The following is a 20,119-nucleotide window of genomic DNA, read 5'->3' on the forward strand; positions in this document are numbered from 1 at the left end:
TAGTCAGTCTCTTTCTCTTGCTTTCTGAGTATCCCTTATATTCTTTTGAATGGTTATAGCCGCAAATATACTAAGCACAAATGCCATGCCATAAAATCCTTTTTCGCTTAAAACAATACTCCCTGCATTGTATAATCCGATGGCCATTAATAATATTGATACAATCAGTGCAATCCAACTAATACCATAATAAATATTCGTAACCGGTATTCCCTCATCTTTATCTCTAACCGCTTTTTGCAAGGATACAGCTGAATATAGCCCGAATACTAAAACAGCAAAGTAATATCCTTTTTCATTCAGTTGCATCGATGCATTATACAAACCGATTAGGTAAGCCACAATACCTACAAACAGCGCTGCCCAAGATGCCCCTTTGAAAGCTGAAGTAGGTTCCCCTTCTTTTCTTTGCAGTTTCTCCTTGGGTTCATTTTGTTTTTCCTTCTCTAATAAAACCTCATTTTCAATAGACATCATAAGTTCCCCCATCTTTTTTCTAAGAAAGATGGAGCACCATAGTTACAACCTAGTGCTCCATCTTACGTTCATTATATAAAAAATCACTGAAAATTGTATATATTTTTTAAAAATAATTTCCAAACATGATAATTGCCTTCCAATTTTTTATGTTGCCGCTAAATGTTTTGTGATATAACAAGATTAGATGCTTTTGAAAGAAGGCTGTGTATTAGTTTGAACCGTCGCCATCATCTTATCCTTTGGATCGTATTTATTTTATTACCGATCCTTATTTATATAATCACGAATAGTTGGGAAACCGCATGTATCACTTTTTTTAGTGAATTGTTATTATATAGTGTTTTCACTTTGCTATGGCTTGGTCTGACAATGAAAAGACAAGAGGATTCTTCAATTTGGATTATTAATAAAATGTCGGATGAGCAATTAGAAGAATTCACTATCCCTTTAGTAGCCAAATTAGGGTTTACAATAACAAAACCAACTGAAGATAATCCAGATACCAACTTTTTCTTAAGCACTTCAACCGGAAGAAAAGCTATTGTAAAACTTAAAAGCCATAAAAGAGAAGTTGGCATCCGCCTAGTACAAAGAACATTTGAACAAATGAATAGTCAGGAAGCCGCCGAATGTTGGGTTATTACGAACAAGAGCTTTACATCTGGAGCAGAAAAATTTACCGAAGCAAACAATATACGTTTATATGATCGGCAGCAGTTCATCAAATGGATTCTAACGGAAAGAAAGGGGGAAAATGCCTGAATTAGCGTTTGAGATATTTTAATTTACACCAATCTCCATGCGACTATTTTTTAATAATATCCATAAATGGTTGAACTATAGAACATTAAAAAATGGTCGATATATAATTTAATCCGTCGTCATGAAATAAAAAATTTTTAAAAGTACCTCCCCCTTCTTAATAAAATAACAGCTTGATTGACACGGTAGTTCAAAAAAAGGCCGCCAAAATGGCAGCCGGACCTTAAATTCTTGCCCTCTTTACATTAAGTGCAATTTTTTATAATTGTCTTAGTTTTCTAGCTTGTCTACGATAATTCTTTTATATACCAAGCGTCCATAGCATTATGCTCAGAACCATTTAGTGCTCTTTCAAGCTGTCGGAAACCCAGTTTGGTGTAAAGAAGATTAGCTACTTGCAGTTTCTTCAATGTTTCTAGATAACATTGTTGATAGTGTTCCTTGGCAAAGTCGAGTGCTACTTTCATCAATTCTTTCGACAAACCCATCCCTTGAGCTTCGGGGGCAATGTATAGCTTTTGCAACTCGCAAATACCTGTCTTTTCTCCGAATGGTGCAATACCTACACCACCTACCACTTCATCCTGTTCATTGACCGCAACCCAATACTTTGCATTAGATTGTTTCTTGTAAAATTGCGCTAGACAGCTCAGTTGCGGGTCGAAATAGGCTGTTCCTGGAATATCTAAGTTAAATGTTTCCAATGAATGCTTTATGATTTGCTCCATTGTTTGATTATCTTTTTCTTCCATCTCACGAATACGCATTGTTTCATCCCCATATTTAAATAATTTATTTATTCTACTATGATTATTCTAATATTTCAATACTAATAGATTAACTTTTCTGTATACGAAAAAGTAAAGCAATATTCGTAGTGCACACCCATTATTGTTTATTTGATAACCATTTCTCCAAGTAAGATGAAAAACTTGGGTATTGAAGTTAATGGCAATCTGTGTAATAGTATATGTAATTGGATATTTTAAAGTTTTCTAGGGTTCCGCAGCTTTATAGTTGGTCTGGTCCGAGAGAAAACTCACAGCATTGCTGTGTCACGGAGGGATAAAAGCCTGGGAGATACTGTTTACAGTTGTCTCTTGGGCTTTTTTATTTTTAGGAAAAATAAAACGGAGGTGCTTGTTTTGAATATGAACTGGATTAAAGTATTTGTTGCCGCAATCTTTGAGGTTTTTTGGGTGATTGGATTGAAGCATGCATATGACTTTTGGACTTGGAGTGGAACCGTTATTTCCATTCTTATCAGTTTCTATGCGATGATTATGGCCGGAAAGATACTTCCCGTGGGTACTGTTTATGCGGTTTTTGTTGGGTTAGGTACGGCAGGAACTGTTTTTTCCGATATTGTTTTCTTTGATGAACCATTTAAGCCAGCAAAAATTATATTGATAATGGTTTTATTAGCAGGGGTGATTGGATTGAAATTAGTGACGAGTGATAAAGTGGAGAAAGGAGTGGATTCTTAATGGCGTGGATTTCTTTGATTTGTGCAGGTGTATGCGAAATGTTTGGAGTTACCATGATCAATAAATTGCACAGAGATCGTAATGGGAAAGCAATACTACTGCTTATTCTTGGATTCGGAGCAAGTTTTCTTTTTCTATCATTTGCAATGAACACCTTACCTATGGGTACCGCATATGCCATTTGGACCGGAATAGGTGCATCTGGGGGAGCCATATTAAGTATGATATTTTATGGTGAATCAAAGAATTGGAAAAGAATCATTTTTATTGCAATGGTCTTAGGTTCAGCAATCGGTTTAAAGTTAGTTTCCTAAATCTCGTATAGTGCATAGATAATTATTAATCTGCCAAAATATCTATTTTCGATTGTATACATCTGAACACCCCATAAGTTGGATATATTCTTACTTTTGGGGTGTGGTATACCTTATCTCTCATGAATTTTTAAAACCGATATCAAATTAATGCATATATCCGATGCCACTTCCATACCCTGCGCAAAGTAAGCTAAAGCAAGAAGCTGCCACATTACTAATTTAATCGAGGAAGATATTCCCTCCATTCTTTCCGGGCAGCCATATAGTTGGTATTTTATGAAAAAGAAGAGTGTATAGAACGCCATTAGTTGTGCCACTTTTTAACCTATTCCATTCACTACTAATGATTAACCCCCTATTGATTAGGATATCCATGATATCGTTAATTTTTTTTATTAATTTTCACCTCATTAGTTAATTTTTTTTATTTATTTTTAATCATCACCTTATTATGCAACACTCCTTCCTAAACATGAAGTGTAAAAAGCCTTGCTACTTTAGAAAAAAGCTCATTAATTGGCAACATATTTTAACATTTAATTTATTTTATGTTTTGTATTCTTCCTCATTAAGACAGTATCTTTGGCAGTTCTATTTCATCTCTTATCGGAATGCCATCATTACCAATGAAGGGTATTTCCGGTTTTATTTTTCTTGGCTTGTTTACCGCATTTTTGAAAAGCTTTGATAAAAAGAAACCTCGCTTTTGATAAAATTTCAAAGCTAATAAATTATCATTTGTTGTTATTAGTTTAAGAAGCTTGCATCCATTTTCGAGTGCGACTTTTTCCACCTCCCGAAGTAGAGATGAACCGATTCCTTTCTCCTTTTCAATACTATCCAATGAAATAATTTCGCATTCATTGTCTTTTATTATAAAAGTGATGAGCCCGCTGATTTGATTGTCGCCATTTAAAATAGTAAAGCCATCCAAGGTGGAACAATCGATAATTCCACTTGAAATAACCATCTTAGGGCTACCCCAATGTAAAGTAAAAAAATCTATTACTGATTCTTTTGGTAAATCTTTTATTGGTCGTATATTCTTTGCAGTACCTCTTCCTTACTAACTTGAATCTATACTTTAAAATCACCCATCAATATTCGCGGCAAAAGGTATAAACTCCTTCTTTTACTGCATGCCCATTTAGTGACAAAAAGAATAACCCAAAACGAAAAAAAGAGTTTGACCCTTTTGGGATCAACTCCTCCTTAAATTAACATATTATTAAATTGCTAAAACCTTAGGGATATGTGTATTCCGTTAGATTCTTTTTAACAATCTTAAGGTGGTCGTCCAATAGACAATGTATTGACCTAGTCCTAACAGACAGATAGTCAATAATGGTATGAATATATTTTCAGAGAATGCAAAGCTGATAATCAATGCTGCTGGAATGGCAAGACTGTAGTAAATATAGACATTGCGGCAAGCTTTAAATGTCACCCATTGTTGGCCCTCATCCATTTCTCGAAATTCTGGTGGAATAATGGATGAATCTTTGATTTTTTGATTGGGATTTTTATGGTTATGGAATTTAATGAGTACAGAAAATACTAATGATATAAGTATAAATATCCAAAAACAAACATTTGCTAAAAATTTATGGTTATTCATAACTGTCAACAGCATAAAGGCAGTGAGTAAAATAAGCATACTCATAGGGTAAAGTGGCGAACGTACTATAAACCTAAGCATAAAAATCAGTCCTCTCCTTTTAAAGAAAATACTTCCTCAACAGTAACATGAAATACCTTTGCTATCTTTAATGCCATCGTAACCGACGGGGAATAGTCCCCTTTCTCAATTAAACCGATTGTTTGTCTAGTTACACCAATTGAATCAGCCAAATCCTGTTGAGTCCACCTAAATCGCGCACGTAATTCTCTCACTTTGTTTTCTAACATCTTCTTTTCCCTTCTTTAATTCTGTTGTCAAAATTGTAAACGATATCACACAAAATGTAAATAATCATTTGCATTTTGTACAGAATAATTTACATCAACAAAATAACATAGTCATTTATCTTTCCAACTTATTCTGAACATTTCTTAAGCATCCAATAAATTAGCGTTAATCCTTTAAGCATCAATGCCAGCCTATATTTAAGTAACCTTCTATATTCTAATGGTGTGGTATCGATTAAAACCGAAATGAAGGATGGCTATGGTTTTTCATAGCTAGTTTACAAAGTCTGACACCAAAGGAAACCGTTTTATTAGGCATTAAGAACCTCTTTCCGCTGTACTTATAACCGTATTTTGGCTGATAAAAACCTTTTGAGTGTTCCAATGGTTTGGTGCAATTTAATTATAAGTTTTTAATAAAAGAGCATTACAAAATACAAGAACCTCTTCGAAGCTGATCTACGAGGAGGTTCTCTACTTCCATTATCACGTTCTTCAGTAAAAACAGCTGAACCAATTGCATAAAATTCTTATCTAGAAATTATGATGAATAAGGAAAGGCTATAATCTTATTGGATTATCTCACCTGTTTTGCATAATAAGATACTTCTTTTAACACTAAACATGCTAGAATTAGAGTTATAAGCTTTACAATGTAGTCAATTTTTAGAAGGTGTTAATTATGCCAGATTGGTCATACCATCCATTAAAAAAACTTTTACTCGATAGATTAAGTCCTAAAACAAGCAGAGAATTTATACATAAATGTATCAGTACAATAGCATCTATCTCTGGTGGTCGCAGTCTTATTAGGTTTTTAGGAAATATGAACCCACCGCAGGAATGTCAAAAGTATTTGGAACAGACTAGTTTTCCCTCTCCTATAGGGTTAAGCAGTATAATCGATCCCAGTTTGTCAGGTACTAACGCGTTTCAAGAGTTAGGCTTGGGTTTTTTAGAAATAGGACCCATTGTATTAGATAAACCTAGAAAACAAATGGAGCCAGTTTTAGAAAACGAACATATTTTACTTTCTAATAATTTTGAGAAAGTTCCTCTTAAACTAGCAATCAAAAAATTAACAAGTCTTGATATCTGTATCCCTATTTTTGCTAGAATAGATGCACAGGTAAAAAGAAATGAGTGGGATCTCATTGTGCAGCATTTAACGCCTTTTGTGGACTTTTTCATCGTGACCAAAGAGCAAATGAATTCCTTTTTACAAAAGGATATATCCTGTAGCCGTTCTTTTTTTATCTCCCTTACCGTGGATGAAATGCACGAAGATACATTAGAGATAGAAAAATTCCATAAACAGATAAATGTTGGTGGAATCGTTGTTACGGCTCCTTGTCGAATGAAGGATAGTTATTGGCATGAGGATGCTGATGCTAATAAATCTTTAAGGAGAGCGGTTAAGCACGTTAAGGAACGATATCCTGACATAGTGGTGATAACCTCTGGCGGAGTGGAAACACCAGAGGATGCCTGTTCTTTAATGGATTCAGGTGCAGATTTCATCATGTTAACGAATGGTTATGTAAAAGCTGGACCAGGGTTAACAAAGCGAATCCATGAGCGATTATTATTTACAGAAAACCAACCTGTATTAAAGCAACAATGGATCTGGTCCTTTCTGTTTGGTCTTTCTATTCTATTTGGAGGTCTTATTGCGCTATACTTTGCGTTTACATCTATTATCCTTAGCTATGATGAGTCATTTATTGGGCTTACAAAGGCTAAATTAGTACAAATAAACCCGCTAATATTATCATTCATGTCACATGATAGGATGGCGCTTGCTGGAACAATGATATCTGCAGGAATATTATATATCCAGCTTGCTAGGCACGGAATTAAAGATGGCATGAAGTGGGCAAAAATTACTTTCCACAGTGCAGCCATCATAGGCTTTCTTGGTATATTTCTTTTTATTGGTTTCGGTTATTTTGACTGGCTGCATGGCTTATTTTGGCTAGTATTATTACCAATATATTATTTTAGTTTTAAGGAAGGCACGAAAGTCACAGGTACACCTTCTTCGAGTCATGAAAAGAATGATAGAACTTGGATGCTTGGGCTTTATGGGCAGCTCATGTTTATCATACTTGGATTTTCTATCATTATTGGTGGGATTGTTATCTCCACAATTGGTATTTCCAACGTTTTTGTATCTACTGACCTTCGTTTTCTATGTATGTCACCACAAATGTTAGATCGTGTTAGTGATCATTTAATTCCTGTTATTGCACATGATCGAGCCGGATTTGGCAGCTCTCTTATAAGTGTTGGATCGCTAGTGCTAATGCTATCTTTGTGGGGGTTTAGAAAAGGAGAACGGTGGATTTGGAACACTCTTACTTTAGGAGCATTACCTGCGTTTATAGCGGGAATTGGAACACATTTCTACATTGGATATACAACACCTATACATCTATTTCCGGTATATTTCTTAGTCCTTTTGTATATGTTAGGAATTGTTTTCTCCTATCCTTTTTTAAAAACAAAAAATTGAGGCTGGGACATAAGTAAAAAAATCATTGAAATTGGTTAAAACTACGAAAGCAAAAACGCATGAAATCAAGGTTTTTAAATTTGATTTCATGCGTTTTTTTGATTTTCACTGCGTTGTGTCCCAGCCTCAATTCTTTGCTTGTATGTTATTACGTAAACAGCATAAAAAGGAACCAATCAATCATAATGAGAAGAAAACATAAAATATGAATGGTTATAAACTATATCTACAAACACCCATCCTTTTAATATTTCCAAATTGCAGTTTTATCCCCTATCCGCTTTCCTTATCGCCGTGTTTCTTCAATGGTTTCTTTCCACCTTGTAAGGACCGTAGCTGGATCCTTTAAGGATATTTGGATCCCGGATGTGATGTCTGCATATTTAGCCTGATCTTCTCTAAATAATTCTACCTTTGCGGAAAAGCGTTCTAACGGATGCTTTGCTCCTTCTAATATCCCCAATGGAGATAATGCAAGACGGAGATAATTTACCTTCCCTTTATAGACCGCAACTAATAAGGCCTTTTTGGTTCTTAGGCAATTTTTGGTGGTTGTGGTTCCTGGCCAGAGTGCGAGCCGTAAGTTTTCTTTGTCGATTGCTACAATTTCACCTGTACTAACCATCGCATTATGTGGCCATCCATCCTCTGTTACGGTCATTAAAAACATTGCTTCATGCTGTTTATTTTGAAGGTCTTCACCGTTCAGAAGTTCTAACAATTCCTCAGATAATTCCAATAGTAACAAATCCTTTCATAAAAAAATCTACAAATGCTAGGACAGGGCTAGTCCCCTTTTAGACTAGCCCTGCTGTAATGGATTATTATTTTATATATTTTGCCGGAAGAGCTGGCACATTTTCAGCTAATGGAATATCAGCTGGGTTCACCTTGAATGCTCGATTGTACTTTTCAGGATTCGTGATAGTTTCAGGCTCAATGGAACGCCATGTAAAAATACATACCGGACACATATAAACCTCCCAAGCACCTTCAACCGGTGATTTTGATACAACTGTGGCTTCTTTTGATTCACATCGCGGACAAGTATGCATATCCGAACACTCCTTTTATTGTAATAATTCTCGTAACCGTTGTTCCCACTTATCTACATTAAGCGGAGAATCTAGCGGCTGTGAATAATGGCCTCTCGTTTCAGGTGCTACTGGTGTCGTTGCATCCAGGATCATTTTGTGAGTGATTCCGGAAGGCTCTGAACCGGGATCCAGTGCAAGAACAGAAAGATCTGGAATAATCACCGCGTCGTGCTTTGGATGCATCTTGGTTGATAGGGCCCACATCACTTGCGGAAGATTAAATGGATCCACGTCTTCATCCACAACAATTACTAGTTTACAATAGCCTAAGCCATGAGGAGTGGTTAAGGCGCGCATTCCTACTGCCTTGGCAAACCCTCCGTAGCGACGTTTAGTAGAAATAATAGCGACTAATCCATGAGTATACATTGCATTTACCGCTTCAATTTCATTAGGAAATGCTTCTTTCAATTGCTGGTATAATGGAACACTAGTATTAATCCCAACCATATAGTCGGTTTCCGTCCAAGGCATTCCGATATAAAGATGTTCAAAAATAGGATTCTTGCGGTGATATACACGATTAATTTTTATAACTGGCATGCTTCTTCCGCCAGAATAGTGACCAGTAAATTCACCAAATGGTCCTTCAAATTCACGGACACCTGCTAAAAGCTCGCCCTCCAGGACAACCTCTGCTCCCCATGGTATATCGAGGTTCGAATCCTTTGCTTTTACAATTCGGTATGGCTCGCCTTGAATGGCACCTGCCATCTCATATTCTGATTGATCATAAAGTAAAGGGGTAGCTGCTGCGGTTGTAATCGCAGGTTCATTTCCAAGCGCAATTACAACAGGCAAATTTTCTCCGCGTTCTTCTGCCTGGCGCAGATGGATAGCGATATCATGCTGAGGTACCGGTTGGATTCCCAAACAGTCTTTTCCTTTCACTTGCATGCGGTAAATTCCGACATTTTGTTTTCCGAAGTGATCCGGATCATCCAAATCACGTGAAATGACACATGCTTTATCAATATAAAATCCACCATCACCCTGATTCAAACGGAACAATGGTAAAATCTCAAAAAGATTGATGTTCTCTGTGATTTCTACTTCATGGAATGGTGCTGTTTCCTCTCGTTGAACAGGCACTGGAAACTGGTCATAACGACGGGCGAACTCAAAGAATTGATCCTTTAACGGCGTATTCTTTGGCAACCCCATCATTAAAGCATGGTTTGGCCATGAACCCATTACATTCATCGCTACTTTTGCATTTGTATATCCATAAATGTTATCAAACAGCATTGCCGGAGTTTCAGAACCAAGCTTGCTCATCGCCTTGGTTGCTGCTGCAATATCCGGTTCAGGCTTTACTTCATCATGTATGGTCAGAAGCTGACCTTCTTTTTCTAATGTAGCAAGAAAATCACGAAAATCTTTATAGGCCATTATAAATCCTCCTGTTTTTTAGGTTTCATTCCTTCCCAGCGTTTCGCCTCTGACATATCAATACCAAATTGGTCCAACGCCCTGAAAGCAATGTGATTTACCATATCATCCAGATTCTGTGGATGATTGTAAAAGGCAGGCATAGGCGGAAAAATAATAGCGCCCATGCGGGAAAGCTCCAGCATATTTTCAAGATGAATTGTATTTAATGGAGTTTCTCTCGTCATTAATAGTAGTTTTTTTCTTTCTTTCAACATGACATCCGCTGCGCGTGCAAGTAAGTTATCGGCTAGTCCCATCCGAATGGAAGCCAGTGATTTCATACTGCATGGTGCCACAATCATGCCATCAACCCGGAAGGATCCGCTTGAAATTTTAGCGGCCTGATCTTTGTAGGAATAGTTAAAATCTGCGATTTGTTCTATTTCCTTCACGGTATAAGATGTTTCGAAAGGTACGTTAGCTGTTGCCCACGGGGACATAACCAGGTGGGTTTCAACATTCACTTGCTTTAATAGTTCAAGAATGCGAATGCCGAAAATGACGCCCGTTGCTCCAGAAATACCAACTATGATTCTCATCTGTTCCCACCTTTCTCCTTCAGCGTATATATTCATGTACTACAGTAAGTAAGTGTACTCTTTGAATGTAGATAAATAAAATATATATATTTTATGCAATGCATATATTAAACTTATGCACCATTTGGAATTCTTCTCTTTAATCGGGAAATGCTAATGACGGAATACAGAACCTATATGGAGAGGAGGATGCAGTTTGGAAGAAACGAAGTACAAATACTACGTATTTATCGCTGGTGAGTCAAAGACCAATTAGCTTCTTAGTGTGTTTTGCAAGATAGAAGGTTTCACAAAGGATGAGGCTAGAGAGAAGGTAGCGACTGTATTATAGAAACACAAAGAAGGTCACACTTATCAACTCTATTATCTCGGAGTGATTGATTTTCATAATTTAGATATGGAAGTTGTGGAAAAACAGGCAGAGCTTTTCGATAAATACGATTCCGTTTGGATTCTTAATTTCTCCTTCAGCAGTAATCAATAAATGATGGGAAAAAGGGTGTTCAAACTTCGGACTCTTTTTTCTGGTTATCTCACACAAAATAGTGTATGCTCCATCTGTATATGCAAAATGCATTTGGATAGTTTTGATAAGATTAGAGGAGAACTTATGGATATTCGTCAGCTTCGCTATTTTCAAACCATAATAGAAGAAAAACAGATAACGAAAGCAGCGAGGGTGCTTCATATAGCCCAGCCAGCACTAAGTCTGCAATTAAAGCAATTAGAGGAAGAGCTTGGTGTTACATTAATTATTCGAGAAGGAAAACAATGGCTGGTAACGGAAGCCGGGCAAATTCTATATGAGCGTTCCAAACAGCTGCTTCAGTCCATTGACACGATTAAAGGAGAACTATCGGAAATAAACAAAGGCATTGCGGGAACTGTTAGGATCGGTACTTCCACCATTTGTGTATCCCATCTTGCCCCGCATTTAACGAAGTTCCACAACGATTTTCCTAAGGTATATGTGAAGATTTTCAATGGTGATACACATTATCTAGAGGAACTCCTGCAGCAGAATATGATTGATATTGCCCTGCTTTTGCTTCCGGTAGAAGGCAAAGATTATGAAATCATACCTTTAGAGGACGATCCATTTGTTGTCGTAATCCCGAGACAATGGGAAGATCGTTTCCCTAAAGACTCTATAAGCCTTGAAGAAGTCGCGCAACAGGATCTTCTCTTGGGAAAAAGAATGTCCGGTATAGGGATGTACGAAAATATTCTTTCTCATTTCCATCAATACGATCTCCATCCAAATGTTGTTTTGGATGGCCCTGATATTTCTACGATTCTTACTTTTGTAGCAACCGGCATGGGGATGACGATTATTCCGCGTTCCGAAATCCATCAGGCATACGATGGGAAATTCAAGGTACTTACTATTAAAGAACCTTTTCTTAACGCAAAGCCTGCTGTCGTTTGGATGAAGGATAAATATATGTCAAAAGCGAGCAGAAAGCTGATTGAGTTTCTGACTTCCTTTGGAATATAACACTCTTAAGCAAAATGAAAATAAATTTGTGTCCATTATAAAAAGTCATGTTAATTTAAAAAGTCTATATATTTGCTTTTTAAATTGGAATCCAATTATTGCAAAGTAACTGATTGGTGGCACCAAGAATAGTAAAATGAGAACTGCATTTCGATTAAGGCTAGTGCCTGGATATTTTTAAAAGCTTTTACTTGCATTATTTCTTTATGGCAAAAGCCAATAGGCTAATTATAAATTGAGTAAGGATACTTCGGAACTAATATATACATTTCGTTCTAATTCGATACGTTCTAAGGAGGTATACATTTGCTATCAATATGGAGCAAATGTTATTAACTTGATAATAAGGGACCAATTATGGAAATAAAACTCCGATTACTATTCCCATAACCATGTTTCTCCATCCTCTACTTCCTTCAAAAACATAAAAATGTATGAATTTACTTCTAACTTCAAATACTTTTAATGATATTCCTGAATATCACTTTATTCAGAATATCCTATCCTATCAATGAGGTGATTCGTAATGAGCTATCGAAGTCAATTAGATGAACATTCTCAAGAGTTTCACCATAATTGGACAAGACCTAAGCGTTCAAAATCCCAAGTAAATGGGCATACGAGAGTATCTCAAACAAATATAATTCTCAGAAGTAACGCAAAGGCTCATAGGTGGTAAAGGATATCTGAGTAGACAAAGAAAGAAGGCGTTTGTCCTTCTTTCTTTTGTATGCATCATTTCTACATATGTACATGTATTAGGTACGCCTATCCGTTTATCTGATAGTATATCTTTTTCATTCAATTTTACTTTCAACAGTAAAAAGGAATAATTTTTCTTAGATTCATGCCTTGAAACTCCAGGAAATAATCTAAAAACGAAAGTCACGCTTTCTGGTTAGTCGTTTAACGCCTTCGGTACAAACAAAGCTACCTAAGACTCCAACTAAAACGCTAGATGAAAGAATCTTAAATAAAAAATAAAAACCTGTACCGATCATACAATCAAGAATGAAAAATCTTTTGATTGTTGAATGATTTATTGTATAGAATACAACTTGATGTTGATTTTTCATATTGCTTATCACACCTAAATGTTTTTTCCTATGGATATGATTAAATAAGATTGTCCTATTCCACCGTCCATCCCTTTACCTTTCATAAAAAACGAGATCAAAACCATGTATCAACATTGTCCTATACTGACTTATGAGATATTTTAGATTCCTAAAAAAAAAAACACCTCCTCCATCATACTAAATATGATGGAGGAGGTGTTTCCTTCCCCTTTTCGTTTGCTTCTATTAAATCAATGGTTATCGTAACATCCCTATTGATATATTTTTCCAATGTTTCCATGACGTCCTCTTCATCAATGAAGAAATCATTTACATATTTCGTTCCACTAAAATATATTTGCTTTCCTTCAAAGTAATAGATTTCAGCATGCCCTTTAAAGTTTCGAACTAATTCTTTTGTATCGGCATGATGAACAATAATATGTAAAGCAATATATTGATCATCAAATGTTTCAAATGCCTTTGCCACGGGAATATGGTTAATCAATAAAACAGCAGATCCTTTTTCTTCTTTTTTTTCAATATGTCCCGTCACTTCTATGCTTTTTTTCTCCTTCTCCATAAAAGATTTCCTTTCCACTATACTATAAATGAATATCGAAATTAGTATAACAAAACTCTTTCATGAAGTATAACTATCTTAACTTTCCGATAAAGAGCGAATACGTCTGAGGGAAGGAAATAAAACCATCCAAAGACCGGCAACGACAATGGTGCCAATGCCACCAATGAACACAGCTGGAACCGTCCCAATTAAACCAGCCAATGTACCAGACTCAAATTCCCCAAGCTGGTTGGAAGTTCCAATAAATAAAGAATTGACCGCGTTGACTCGTCCTCTCATCTCATCTGGAGTTTGCAACTGGACAAGCGAAGATCGGATCACGACACTAACTACATCAGAAGCCCCGATTATCAATAAGGCTACTAATGAAATAATTAGATTAGTAGATATCGCAAAGAGCATCGTCGCCAACCCAAAAATTCCAAGTGCACCAAACAAAATTGGTCCAAACGCTTTTTTTAGAGGATAATATGCCAGCACCATAGACATGATTAATGCCCCAACCGCTGGTGCAGTTCTCATTAATCCAAGACCTAAAGGGCCGGTATGTAAAATATCTTGAGCAAATATCGGTAATAGTGCTGTAGCTCCGCCCAGCAAGACCGCAAAAAGATCCAAGGAAATGGTACCTAGAATAACCTTATGACGATATACGAATACCAATCCCATTAACATAGAACGCAATGTAACAGGTGCTGAAGACCTTTGGACTGCATTGTCCTTCAATCGAATAAAAAATGTAAGAATAGCTGAAATAGATAATGCGACTGTTACAGTTGCGTAAACAAATACAGGTCCAACCGCGTAAAGTACCCCACCCAAGGAGGGACCCACAATTTGCGCTGTTTGTCCTGCCGATGTGCTCCAAGCGATGGCTGGTTGAAGGATTTTCTTCGGCACAAGCTGCGGCAATAATGCGGAAGAAGCTGGGTCTTCAAAAGAACGGCAAGAACCAAGGATAGCAGCTACCACCAAAATTTGTACTTTGGTTAGCCATCCCCCAATACTTCCATATAATAAAAACGCCGCCGTAAGCACCTCAATGATTTGACATATATACACAATTTTTCTGCGGTTGAAGCGGTCTGCAACCTGACCTACCACCAATGTCAAAAGTACCATTGGAATAAACTGGGCTAACCCCACTAATCCGAGGCTGAATGCATCATGGGTCAATGCATACATCTGCCAACCAATCGCAACAGACAACATTTGAAATGAAGTCGAAGATAAAATTCGGGAAACCCAATAATTTGCAAAAGATGGCTGTTTGAGAATGGAACCACTTAAACTTGCCAAGTAAAAATCACATCCTTTTATAGTTTAGATAGAAGTACACTTGTCCATTTAGGAACACGAAATATTATACTATTTTTATTTCAAGATTGTTATAAATTTTTTTAATAAATGGTTCCTTGCAACAAAACGCTATTCAAATATGTTAATGCATTTTAGCAGGAAAAAGACTCCCTGCTTTTCTATTCAAGGACGGAAACTGAGTTTCATAACGTTAAGGAAATTTCAATATTAAAGAGCCCAGTTTCCCTTTTAAATATAGGGAAACTGGGCTCTTTTTCGTTACAGTATAACAAGTACCTTACATTAAAAAATTTAATTCTGATCCTTTCAGTAATATTCTATTTTGTGTCTATAAAACATCATATTTTGAAAAATCATAAACAGAAGCTCTGGTAGAAAAGTAAATATGCTCCAAATTTTCAAATCAAAAGTCCTGTAGAAAAACGCTGCAATACAACAAGAAAGTTCTGATTTAAGAAAATCCAATATCTTAAACAGAGGAATTGAATTATATAAATGACTTAAACTGCTATCACATTGACAGATAGCCTGATTAGAATTAGTGTTACTGAAACAGAAGTAGATTTGTTGGCTATGTTCTCTTAGAACTGTCTTAAAGCCGAAATCTGCCAATAAGCATGGAAGTTATGACATCGAACTTAGTGCTTGATTTAGGGTTGCATAAGTCTCCACATTACGGAAATCCAGTCCTAGCTGAACAGCTGTTTGTGCTATTTCAGGTCTAATCCCTGATAAAATGGTTTTAATCCCTATTAATTTTAATGCTGTTACCAGATGAAAAATTTGTTGAGCAACCATTGTATCAATCATAACCACACCTGACAAATCAATGACTAGAAGCTCAACACCCAATTTGACACATTGCTTTAACGTATTGTCTATCATGAACTTTGCTCGTCTCGTATCAATTTCACCTACAAGAGGAAGCATAGCTGTATTGTTATAAAGCGCAATAACTGGACAACTCAATTCTTGTATCAATTCCTGTTGAGCCAATAATCGTTGTTCTGCATAATATTGATGTTCTTCTACAAAACTTAGAATCACTTTATCGAATGCTTTAATAATTATATTATTCCATCTATCTATCATTTCAGTAGTAAATGTACCCTCGTGTATCGCCACGAATTCCTTTATAAAAGAAAGATATTGCTCCCGTACCCTAAAAAATTCTCTTATTATATATTGAATAGGTGTATTTAGGTGATGCGGATCTTGCGCTATGGTGTGAATCCACTTTTGAAAATCCTCCAGAAATATGCTTTCCTCTTTCACAAAAACCTCACAAAGATGTATGTGGAAATCATAGTTTTGTTTTTTTAAATCATTTATAACATCAGGATTTTCAGAAGAATATACCCCTGATGGATCACTTTTATCTAAAGAATCATACCACTGTTCTGTAAAACTAGATGCTTTTGTCAATAAAAATGTATGCAACTCTTTGTTTCTATGCAAAATGAATCTCCCCTGATTTAATCATTTATAATAATTTTTGTTATGTATGACTGTCATACAGACTACGTACTGGGTATCTACATACGAAATGACTTAATATCACTCTTATTGTTTATTCTGGATACATGATTATTATACCAACGAACATAGCCCATTTTCCTTTATATGCTGAACTATGTTAATTATTATTATTTGTAAATTTATTATTAGACATTTTCAATCTTCTGTTTTAGGTGTATATGTGTCAAAACCCAGTATCTGTTATTTTTCCTAAATAGCCATTTTAGCCACATATAACGAAATTAGAGACCGTTAAAATTCTTAAAAATCCACTCCAAATTGGCAATAAAAGTAATTAAAAGTGAGATATATGAAATAAAATAGGTCTTTCTTTAGATTTATATAGAAATAATAAGAAGGAAACAGTTGCAGACAAATCGGATGAAAGTACACCACTATCTTTCATCCCATATTGAAAAATTATTAGGAACTAACCACTGTATTAGCTTGTCTGAGAAAATAAAGAAACAGAACCAAAATAAAGGGCAAGAATTTATTCTTATTGAACGGCTATCTAATAAGTTCAACTTTATATTCAAATAATCCTCTTTGGTTATTACATATGACGGAAAATCATTATGTATAAAAATAGATCTGAACCCAAAAATAGATTCAGATCTTAAGTGAAAAGGTAAGGTAGCTTTTATCCATTCATTTTAACTTACGCCCAACATACTGCTCCAACGATAATGAGGAGTATGAACAATACTACGATAAGCGCGAAGCCGGCACCAGCACCATAGCCTCCGCCATATCCATAGCCTCCGCCGTAGCCTCCGCCACAAAAACCAAAGCCCATATAAACAACCTCCCTTACACCATGATTAGATGGTATTCGATTTTACCGCCAACCATCTTCTCCATCAATCCAGTTACAACACATTCGTTTTTCATTTCAATACCTTTTCACTAATTAGTAATAAGGTATGTTGCCTTTTTAACTATTGGAAAGGCATTAAAACTAGTATCAATGAATTTTTCACAACGTATCTGTCTGAATTTGCTCATTTTTATTCTCTATAGACGTATTTGGATATTGGTCGATGTTCCAATCCTGTCTATAAAAAAAGCCACAGATTGAAATCTGTGGCGATTCTAAGGGGACCTCCCCTCTTTACCAAACGAACAAACCGACAAACATTGCACTCAATAGGGAAACAGCCACACCGCTCACTAAAAGTCTCCAAACATTTTTTCCAATGATACTAGACTTTTCTTCTCCCATAATCGAACTAATAGCTCCGTAAATCATCCCAACCGTGCTGAAATTAGCAAAAGAAGTCAAAAAGGTTGTCGCAACAGCAACGGTATGAGGAGGCAAGGAATGTATATGTTTCTTTAAATCCATCATTGCTACAAATTCGTTGGTGGATAATTTAATTCCCATGAGTTGCGCCACATACATAGCATCATGGCCAGATAATCCAAGTAAATAAGCAAAAGGACTAAAAATAAAGGAGAATATTTTTTGAACAGTTAAGCCATGGACAATAAATCCTAAAATTCCATTAGCACAAGCGGTTAATGCAACATAGCCAACAATCATAGCTAAAATCACAATAACCATGCGCATACCGACAAGCATACTATTGGAAATGGTAGAGAAGAAATCTTTACGTTCTTTTTTAGACGGAACGTAAACAACATCTTCTTCTTTCGCAACATCAATAGGATTTAAAACACTTGAGAGCAATAAAGCATTTAAACAATTTAAAGGAATCGCTGCAAAGACATACTCTCCAGGAACCATGCTTAGATAAGCTCCGATGATCGACCCACTAATACTGCTCATACTCATGATTCCAAAGGTAAGCAGTCTTTTTTCCTTTAAAACGGAGAGCTGCTGTCGGATAACAGCTAAGGCTTCTGTATTACCAAGGAACATCATTTGCAGGGAAAAGAAGCTTTCTAGCTTAGGTAAGCCTGAAACTTTTGAAATCACCCAACCTACTTTATCAATTATCCACGTTAAAATTCCAAAGTAACTTAAAATATCAAAGAATGTAATGATGAAGATAATTGGCATTAAGGCACTAAAGAAAAAATCAACAGTAGGGTTTGCCATTACGGATGGGAAAGCAAAAGAGATTCCTTCGTTGGCACTAGATATGAGAAAAGTAAAAAACGATGCAATTTTATCGATAACCCAAATCCCGATTTTGGTTCCCAGCATAAACCAAGTAATAAGCAGTTCTACTATGATTAAACTGATTATGGGTCTCCACTTTACTTTTCTTTTACTTGGAGAACCAAGAAATACAAGACCAAATACAATTAGGATTCCTAATATATTCAATAAAAAAAACATGTAAACAACTCCTTAATAGGATTCCCTGTACAAAGCCCCTTTTCACCCCGCCACAGACTGAAGCATGAAACCATAAGAGCTGCAAAGAACCTATTTCGATACACTCATTTAAAAAAATTAGTATCTAAGGAAATAGTTTGCATGTTTATATCTTAGTTTATTCACACTTCCCTGTAGTCCGACAATTATGGCTGCCGGGTAGAAACTATCAGACCATCCATCTGATATTATACAAGGATCATTTTTTTAGACTTGATAAGTTTATAACACCTGTTCAAATCCGACAATATATATAGAAAAAGTTGTAATCATGTTATAAATGGTAATAATGAAAAGATTCAATACTGAGGGAAGTTTAATACTTTTTTGATTTTCCTTGTGTTCACAATCGTTTTACGGTCTCTCTAAAATTTTCCATTTAAAGGCTAACCTTGTGCTATAATAGCATAAGTATTGGACAAAGGTGGTGCAAAACATAATGATAGATTCTCCCTTTATTAGAAGTGTGATTTTAAAAAGAGATATAGTTCCTTCATTTAAACAATATCCATTTAATCTTCCAAGTTTTATAAATTTGGAGCAATTACCATTCCATCCTAAGGTTACATATCTTATTGGGGAAAATGGTATGGGAAAATCAACATTATTGGAGGCAATTGCGGTTGCTTTGGGCTTTAATCCAGAAGGTGGTTCGTTTAACTTCCATTTTTCAACATATGAGTCACACTCTGACTTAACTGACTATATTAAAATTATAAAAGGAGTAAACAAACCAAAAAATGGGTTCTTCCTAAGAGCAGAAAGCTTTTATAATGTGGCAACAAACATTGAAGAATTAGACAGTATGCCCGGAGGTCCAAGGATAATTGACTCCTTTGGTGGTAAATCTCTACATGAACAATCACACGGAGAGGCATTTTTCTCGACTTTTCTTCATCGTTTTGGTGAAGAGGGAATTTACATACTAGATGAACCGGAAGCAGCCCTTTCCCCTTTAAGACAAATGTCCATGATTACAAGAATTCATGATTTAATAAATGAAAAATCACAATTCATTATCGCTACCCACTCCCCTATTATCATGGCCTATCCAAACTCGGTTATTTATGAATTGAGTGAAGAAGGAATACAAGAAAAGAAATTAGAAGAAACCCATCATTTTCAGATTATGAAGCAATTCTTTGACGAACCTAATAGAATCCTAAATCATCTTTTGAATGACTAATATACATTAACTTTCACAGAGGGACGATTGATGTTCCTCCTTTCTTTAGATCGGCCATTAATACATT

General features: G+C 35.9%; 21 protein-coding genes and 2 riboswitches. Of the genes, 7 read left to right on the forward strand and 14 right to left on the reverse strand.

All coding sequences use genetic code 11. The annotated features are described in order from the left end of the window. Positions 1–3: 3 nt before the first annotated feature. Positions 4–474, reverse strand: a complete 471-nt coding sequence (yiaA, locus tag CWO92_RS08020) for an inner membrane protein YiaA (protein ID WP_101353695.1) — start codon at positions 472–474, stop codon at positions 4–6. 375 nt (positions 475–849) lie between these two features. On the opposite strand from yiaA, the gene CWO92_RS08025 reads away from it, so the two are divergent. Next, positions 850–1,242 carry a restriction endonuclease gene (locus CWO92_RS08025; RefSeq protein WP_235851578.1) on the forward strand — a complete coding sequence of 131 codons (393 nt, stop codon included), beginning with the start codon at positions 850–852 and terminating at the stop codon, positions 1,240–1,242. Between the two features lie 287 nt (positions 1,243–1,529). On the opposite strand, the gene CWO92_RS08030 is transcribed toward CWO92_RS08025, so the two are convergent. Further along, positions 1,530–2,009: a GNAT family N-acetyltransferase gene (locus CWO92_RS08030; RefSeq protein ID WP_101353697.1), complete on the reverse strand. Its 480-nt coding sequence runs from the start codon at positions 2,007–2,009 to the stop codon at positions 1,530–1,532. 217 nt (positions 2,010–2,226) lie between these two features. Beyond that, positions 2,227–2,324, forward strand: a riboswitch (guanidine-I (ykkC/yxkD leader). 63 nt (positions 2,325–2,387) lie between these two features. Between CWO92_RS08030 and CWO92_RS08035 the strand changes: the two genes are divergently transcribed. Together CWO92_RS08035 and CWO92_RS08040 are read left to right on the forward strand one after the other, a co-directional pair. Continuing rightward, the gene (locus CWO92_RS08035; protein WP_101353698.1) at positions 2,388–2,729 is read left to right on the forward strand and encodes a DMT family transporter; all 342 of its coding nucleotides are present in this window, start codon (positions 2,388–2,390) and stop codon (positions 2,727–2,729) included. Further along, positions 2,729–3,043, forward strand: a complete 315-nt coding sequence (locus tag CWO92_RS08040; RefSeq protein WP_101353699.1) for a DMT family transporter — start codon at positions 2,729–2,731, stop codon at positions 3,041–3,043. The genes CWO92_RS08035 and CWO92_RS08040 overlap by 1 nt, the downstream gene beginning before the upstream one ends. A gap of 571 nt (positions 3,044–3,614) precedes the next feature. Here CWO92_RS08040 and CWO92_RS08050 read toward each other — a convergent pair. From CWO92_RS08050 to CWO92_RS08060, 3 genes are all read right to left on the reverse strand, one after another. Next, positions 3,615–4,016, reverse strand: a complete 402-nt coding sequence (locus CWO92_RS08050; RefSeq protein ID WP_101353701.1) for a GNAT family N-acetyltransferase — start codon at positions 4,014–4,016, stop codon at positions 3,615–3,617. Between the two features lie 294 nt (positions 4,017–4,310). Then, on the reverse strand, positions 4,311–4,745 hold the full coding sequence (locus CWO92_RS08055) for a hypothetical protein (RefSeq protein ID WP_101353702.1): 435 nt from the start codon (positions 4,743–4,745) through the stop codon (positions 4,311–4,313). 5 nt (positions 4,746–4,750) lie between these two features. After that, positions 4,751–4,954 carry a helix-turn-helix transcriptional regulator gene (locus CWO92_RS08060; RefSeq protein ID WP_101353703.1) on the reverse strand — a complete coding sequence of 68 codons (204 nt, stop codon included), beginning with the start codon at positions 4,952–4,954 and terminating at the stop codon, positions 4,751–4,753. 682 nt (positions 4,955–5,636) lie between these two features. On the opposite strand from CWO92_RS08060, the gene CWO92_RS08070 reads away from it, so the two are divergent. Further along, positions 5,637–7,469, forward strand: coding sequence for a dihydroorotate dehydrogenase (locus CWO92_RS08070; protein ID WP_101353704.1), 1,833 nt, complete (start codon positions 5,637–5,639; stop codon positions 7,467–7,469). A 286-nt stretch (positions 7,470–7,755) separates the two neighbouring features. Here the strand turns inward: CWO92_RS08070 and CWO92_RS08075 are convergent, their stop codons facing one another. The 4 genes from CWO92_RS08075 to CWO92_RS08090 all read right to left on the reverse strand — a co-directional run bounded on the left by CWO92_RS08075 (position 7,756) and on the right by CWO92_RS08090 (position 10,575). Continuing rightward, positions 7,756–8,217: a hypothetical protein gene (locus CWO92_RS08075; RefSeq protein ID WP_101353705.1), complete on the reverse strand. Its 462-nt coding sequence runs from the start codon at positions 8,215–8,217 to the stop codon at positions 7,756–7,758. A gap of 76 nt (positions 8,218–8,293) precedes the next feature. Continuing rightward, positions 8,294–8,524, reverse strand: coding sequence for a non-oxidative hydroxyarylic acid decarboxylases subunit D (locus CWO92_RS08080; RefSeq protein WP_101353706.1), 231 nt, complete (start codon positions 8,522–8,524; stop codon positions 8,294–8,296). A 15-nt stretch (positions 8,525–8,539) separates the two neighbouring features. After that, complete coding sequence (locus CWO92_RS08085; RefSeq protein WP_101353707.1) at positions 8,540–9,958, reverse strand: non-oxidative hydroxyarylic acid decarboxylases subunit C; 1,419 nt, start codon at positions 9,956–9,958, stop codon at positions 8,540–8,542. After that, positions 9,958–10,575 carry a non-oxidative hydroxyarylic acid decarboxylases subunit B gene (locus CWO92_RS08090; protein ID WP_496197109.1) on the reverse strand — a complete coding sequence of 206 codons (618 nt, stop codon included), beginning with the start codon at positions 10,573–10,575 and terminating at the stop codon, positions 9,958–9,960. The genes CWO92_RS08085 and CWO92_RS08090 overlap by 1 nt, the downstream gene beginning before the upstream one ends. A 574-nt stretch (positions 10,576–11,149) precedes the next feature. Here CWO92_RS08090 and CWO92_RS08095 point away from each other — a divergent pair. Continuing rightward, positions 11,150–12,037, forward strand: coding sequence for a LysR family transcriptional regulator (locus CWO92_RS08095; RefSeq protein ID WP_101353709.1), 888 nt, complete (start codon positions 11,150–11,152; stop codon positions 12,035–12,037). A gap of 526 nt (positions 12,038–12,563) precedes the next feature. Continuing rightward, entirely contained in the window at positions 12,564–12,716 is a 153-nt protein-coding gene (locus tag CWO92_RS08100) for a YpzG family protein (protein ID WP_101353710.1), read from the forward strand. Positions 12,717–13,288: 572 nt separating this feature from the next. Here CWO92_RS08100 and CWO92_RS08110 read toward each other — a convergent pair. The 5 genes from CWO92_RS08110 to CWO92_RS08130 form a co-directional block, all read right to left on the reverse strand. Further along, entirely contained in the window at positions 13,289–13,678 is a 390-nt protein-coding gene (locus CWO92_RS08110; RefSeq protein ID WP_101353712.1) for a hypothetical protein, read from the reverse strand. A 78-nt stretch (positions 13,679–13,756) separates the two neighbouring features. Next, on the reverse strand, positions 13,757–14,980 hold the full coding sequence (locus CWO92_RS08115; RefSeq protein WP_101353713.1) for an MFS transporter: 1,224 nt from the start codon (positions 14,978–14,980) through the stop codon (positions 13,757–13,759). 645 nt (positions 14,981–15,625) lie between these two features. Then, the gene (locus CWO92_RS08120; RefSeq protein ID WP_101353714.1) at positions 15,626–16,459 is read right to left on the reverse strand and encodes an STAS domain-containing protein; all 834 of its coding nucleotides are present in this window, start codon (positions 16,457–16,459) and stop codon (positions 15,626–15,628) included. A 721-nt stretch (positions 16,460–17,180) separates the two neighbouring features. After that, complete coding sequence (gene yjcZ / locus CWO92_RS08125; protein ID WP_101353715.1) at positions 17,181–17,318, reverse strand: sporulation protein YjcZ; 138 nt, start codon at positions 17,316–17,318, stop codon at positions 17,181–17,183. A 315-nt stretch (positions 17,319–17,633) separates the two neighbouring features. Continuing rightward, on the reverse strand, positions 17,634–18,827 hold the full coding sequence (locus CWO92_RS08130) for a nucleoside transporter C-terminal domain-containing protein (RefSeq protein WP_101353716.1): 1,194 nt from the start codon (positions 18,825–18,827) through the stop codon (positions 17,634–17,636). Between the two features lie 154 nt (positions 18,828–18,981). Then, a riboswitch (purine riboswitch) is annotated at positions 18,982–19,082 on the reverse strand. A gap of 223 nt (positions 19,083–19,305) precedes the next feature. Between CWO92_RS08130 and CWO92_RS08135 the strand changes: the two genes are divergently transcribed. Next, positions 19,306–20,052, forward strand: coding sequence for an AAA family ATPase (locus tag CWO92_RS08135; RefSeq protein ID WP_101353717.1), 747 nt, complete (start codon positions 19,306–19,308; stop codon positions 20,050–20,052). Positions 20,053–20,119 lie beyond the last annotated feature (67 nt).

The sequence above is a fragment of the Heyndrickxia camelliae genome (assembly GCF_002844575.1).
GTDB classification, from domain to species: domain Bacteria; phylum Bacillota; class Bacilli; order Bacillales; family Bacillaceae_C; genus Margalitia; species Margalitia camelliae.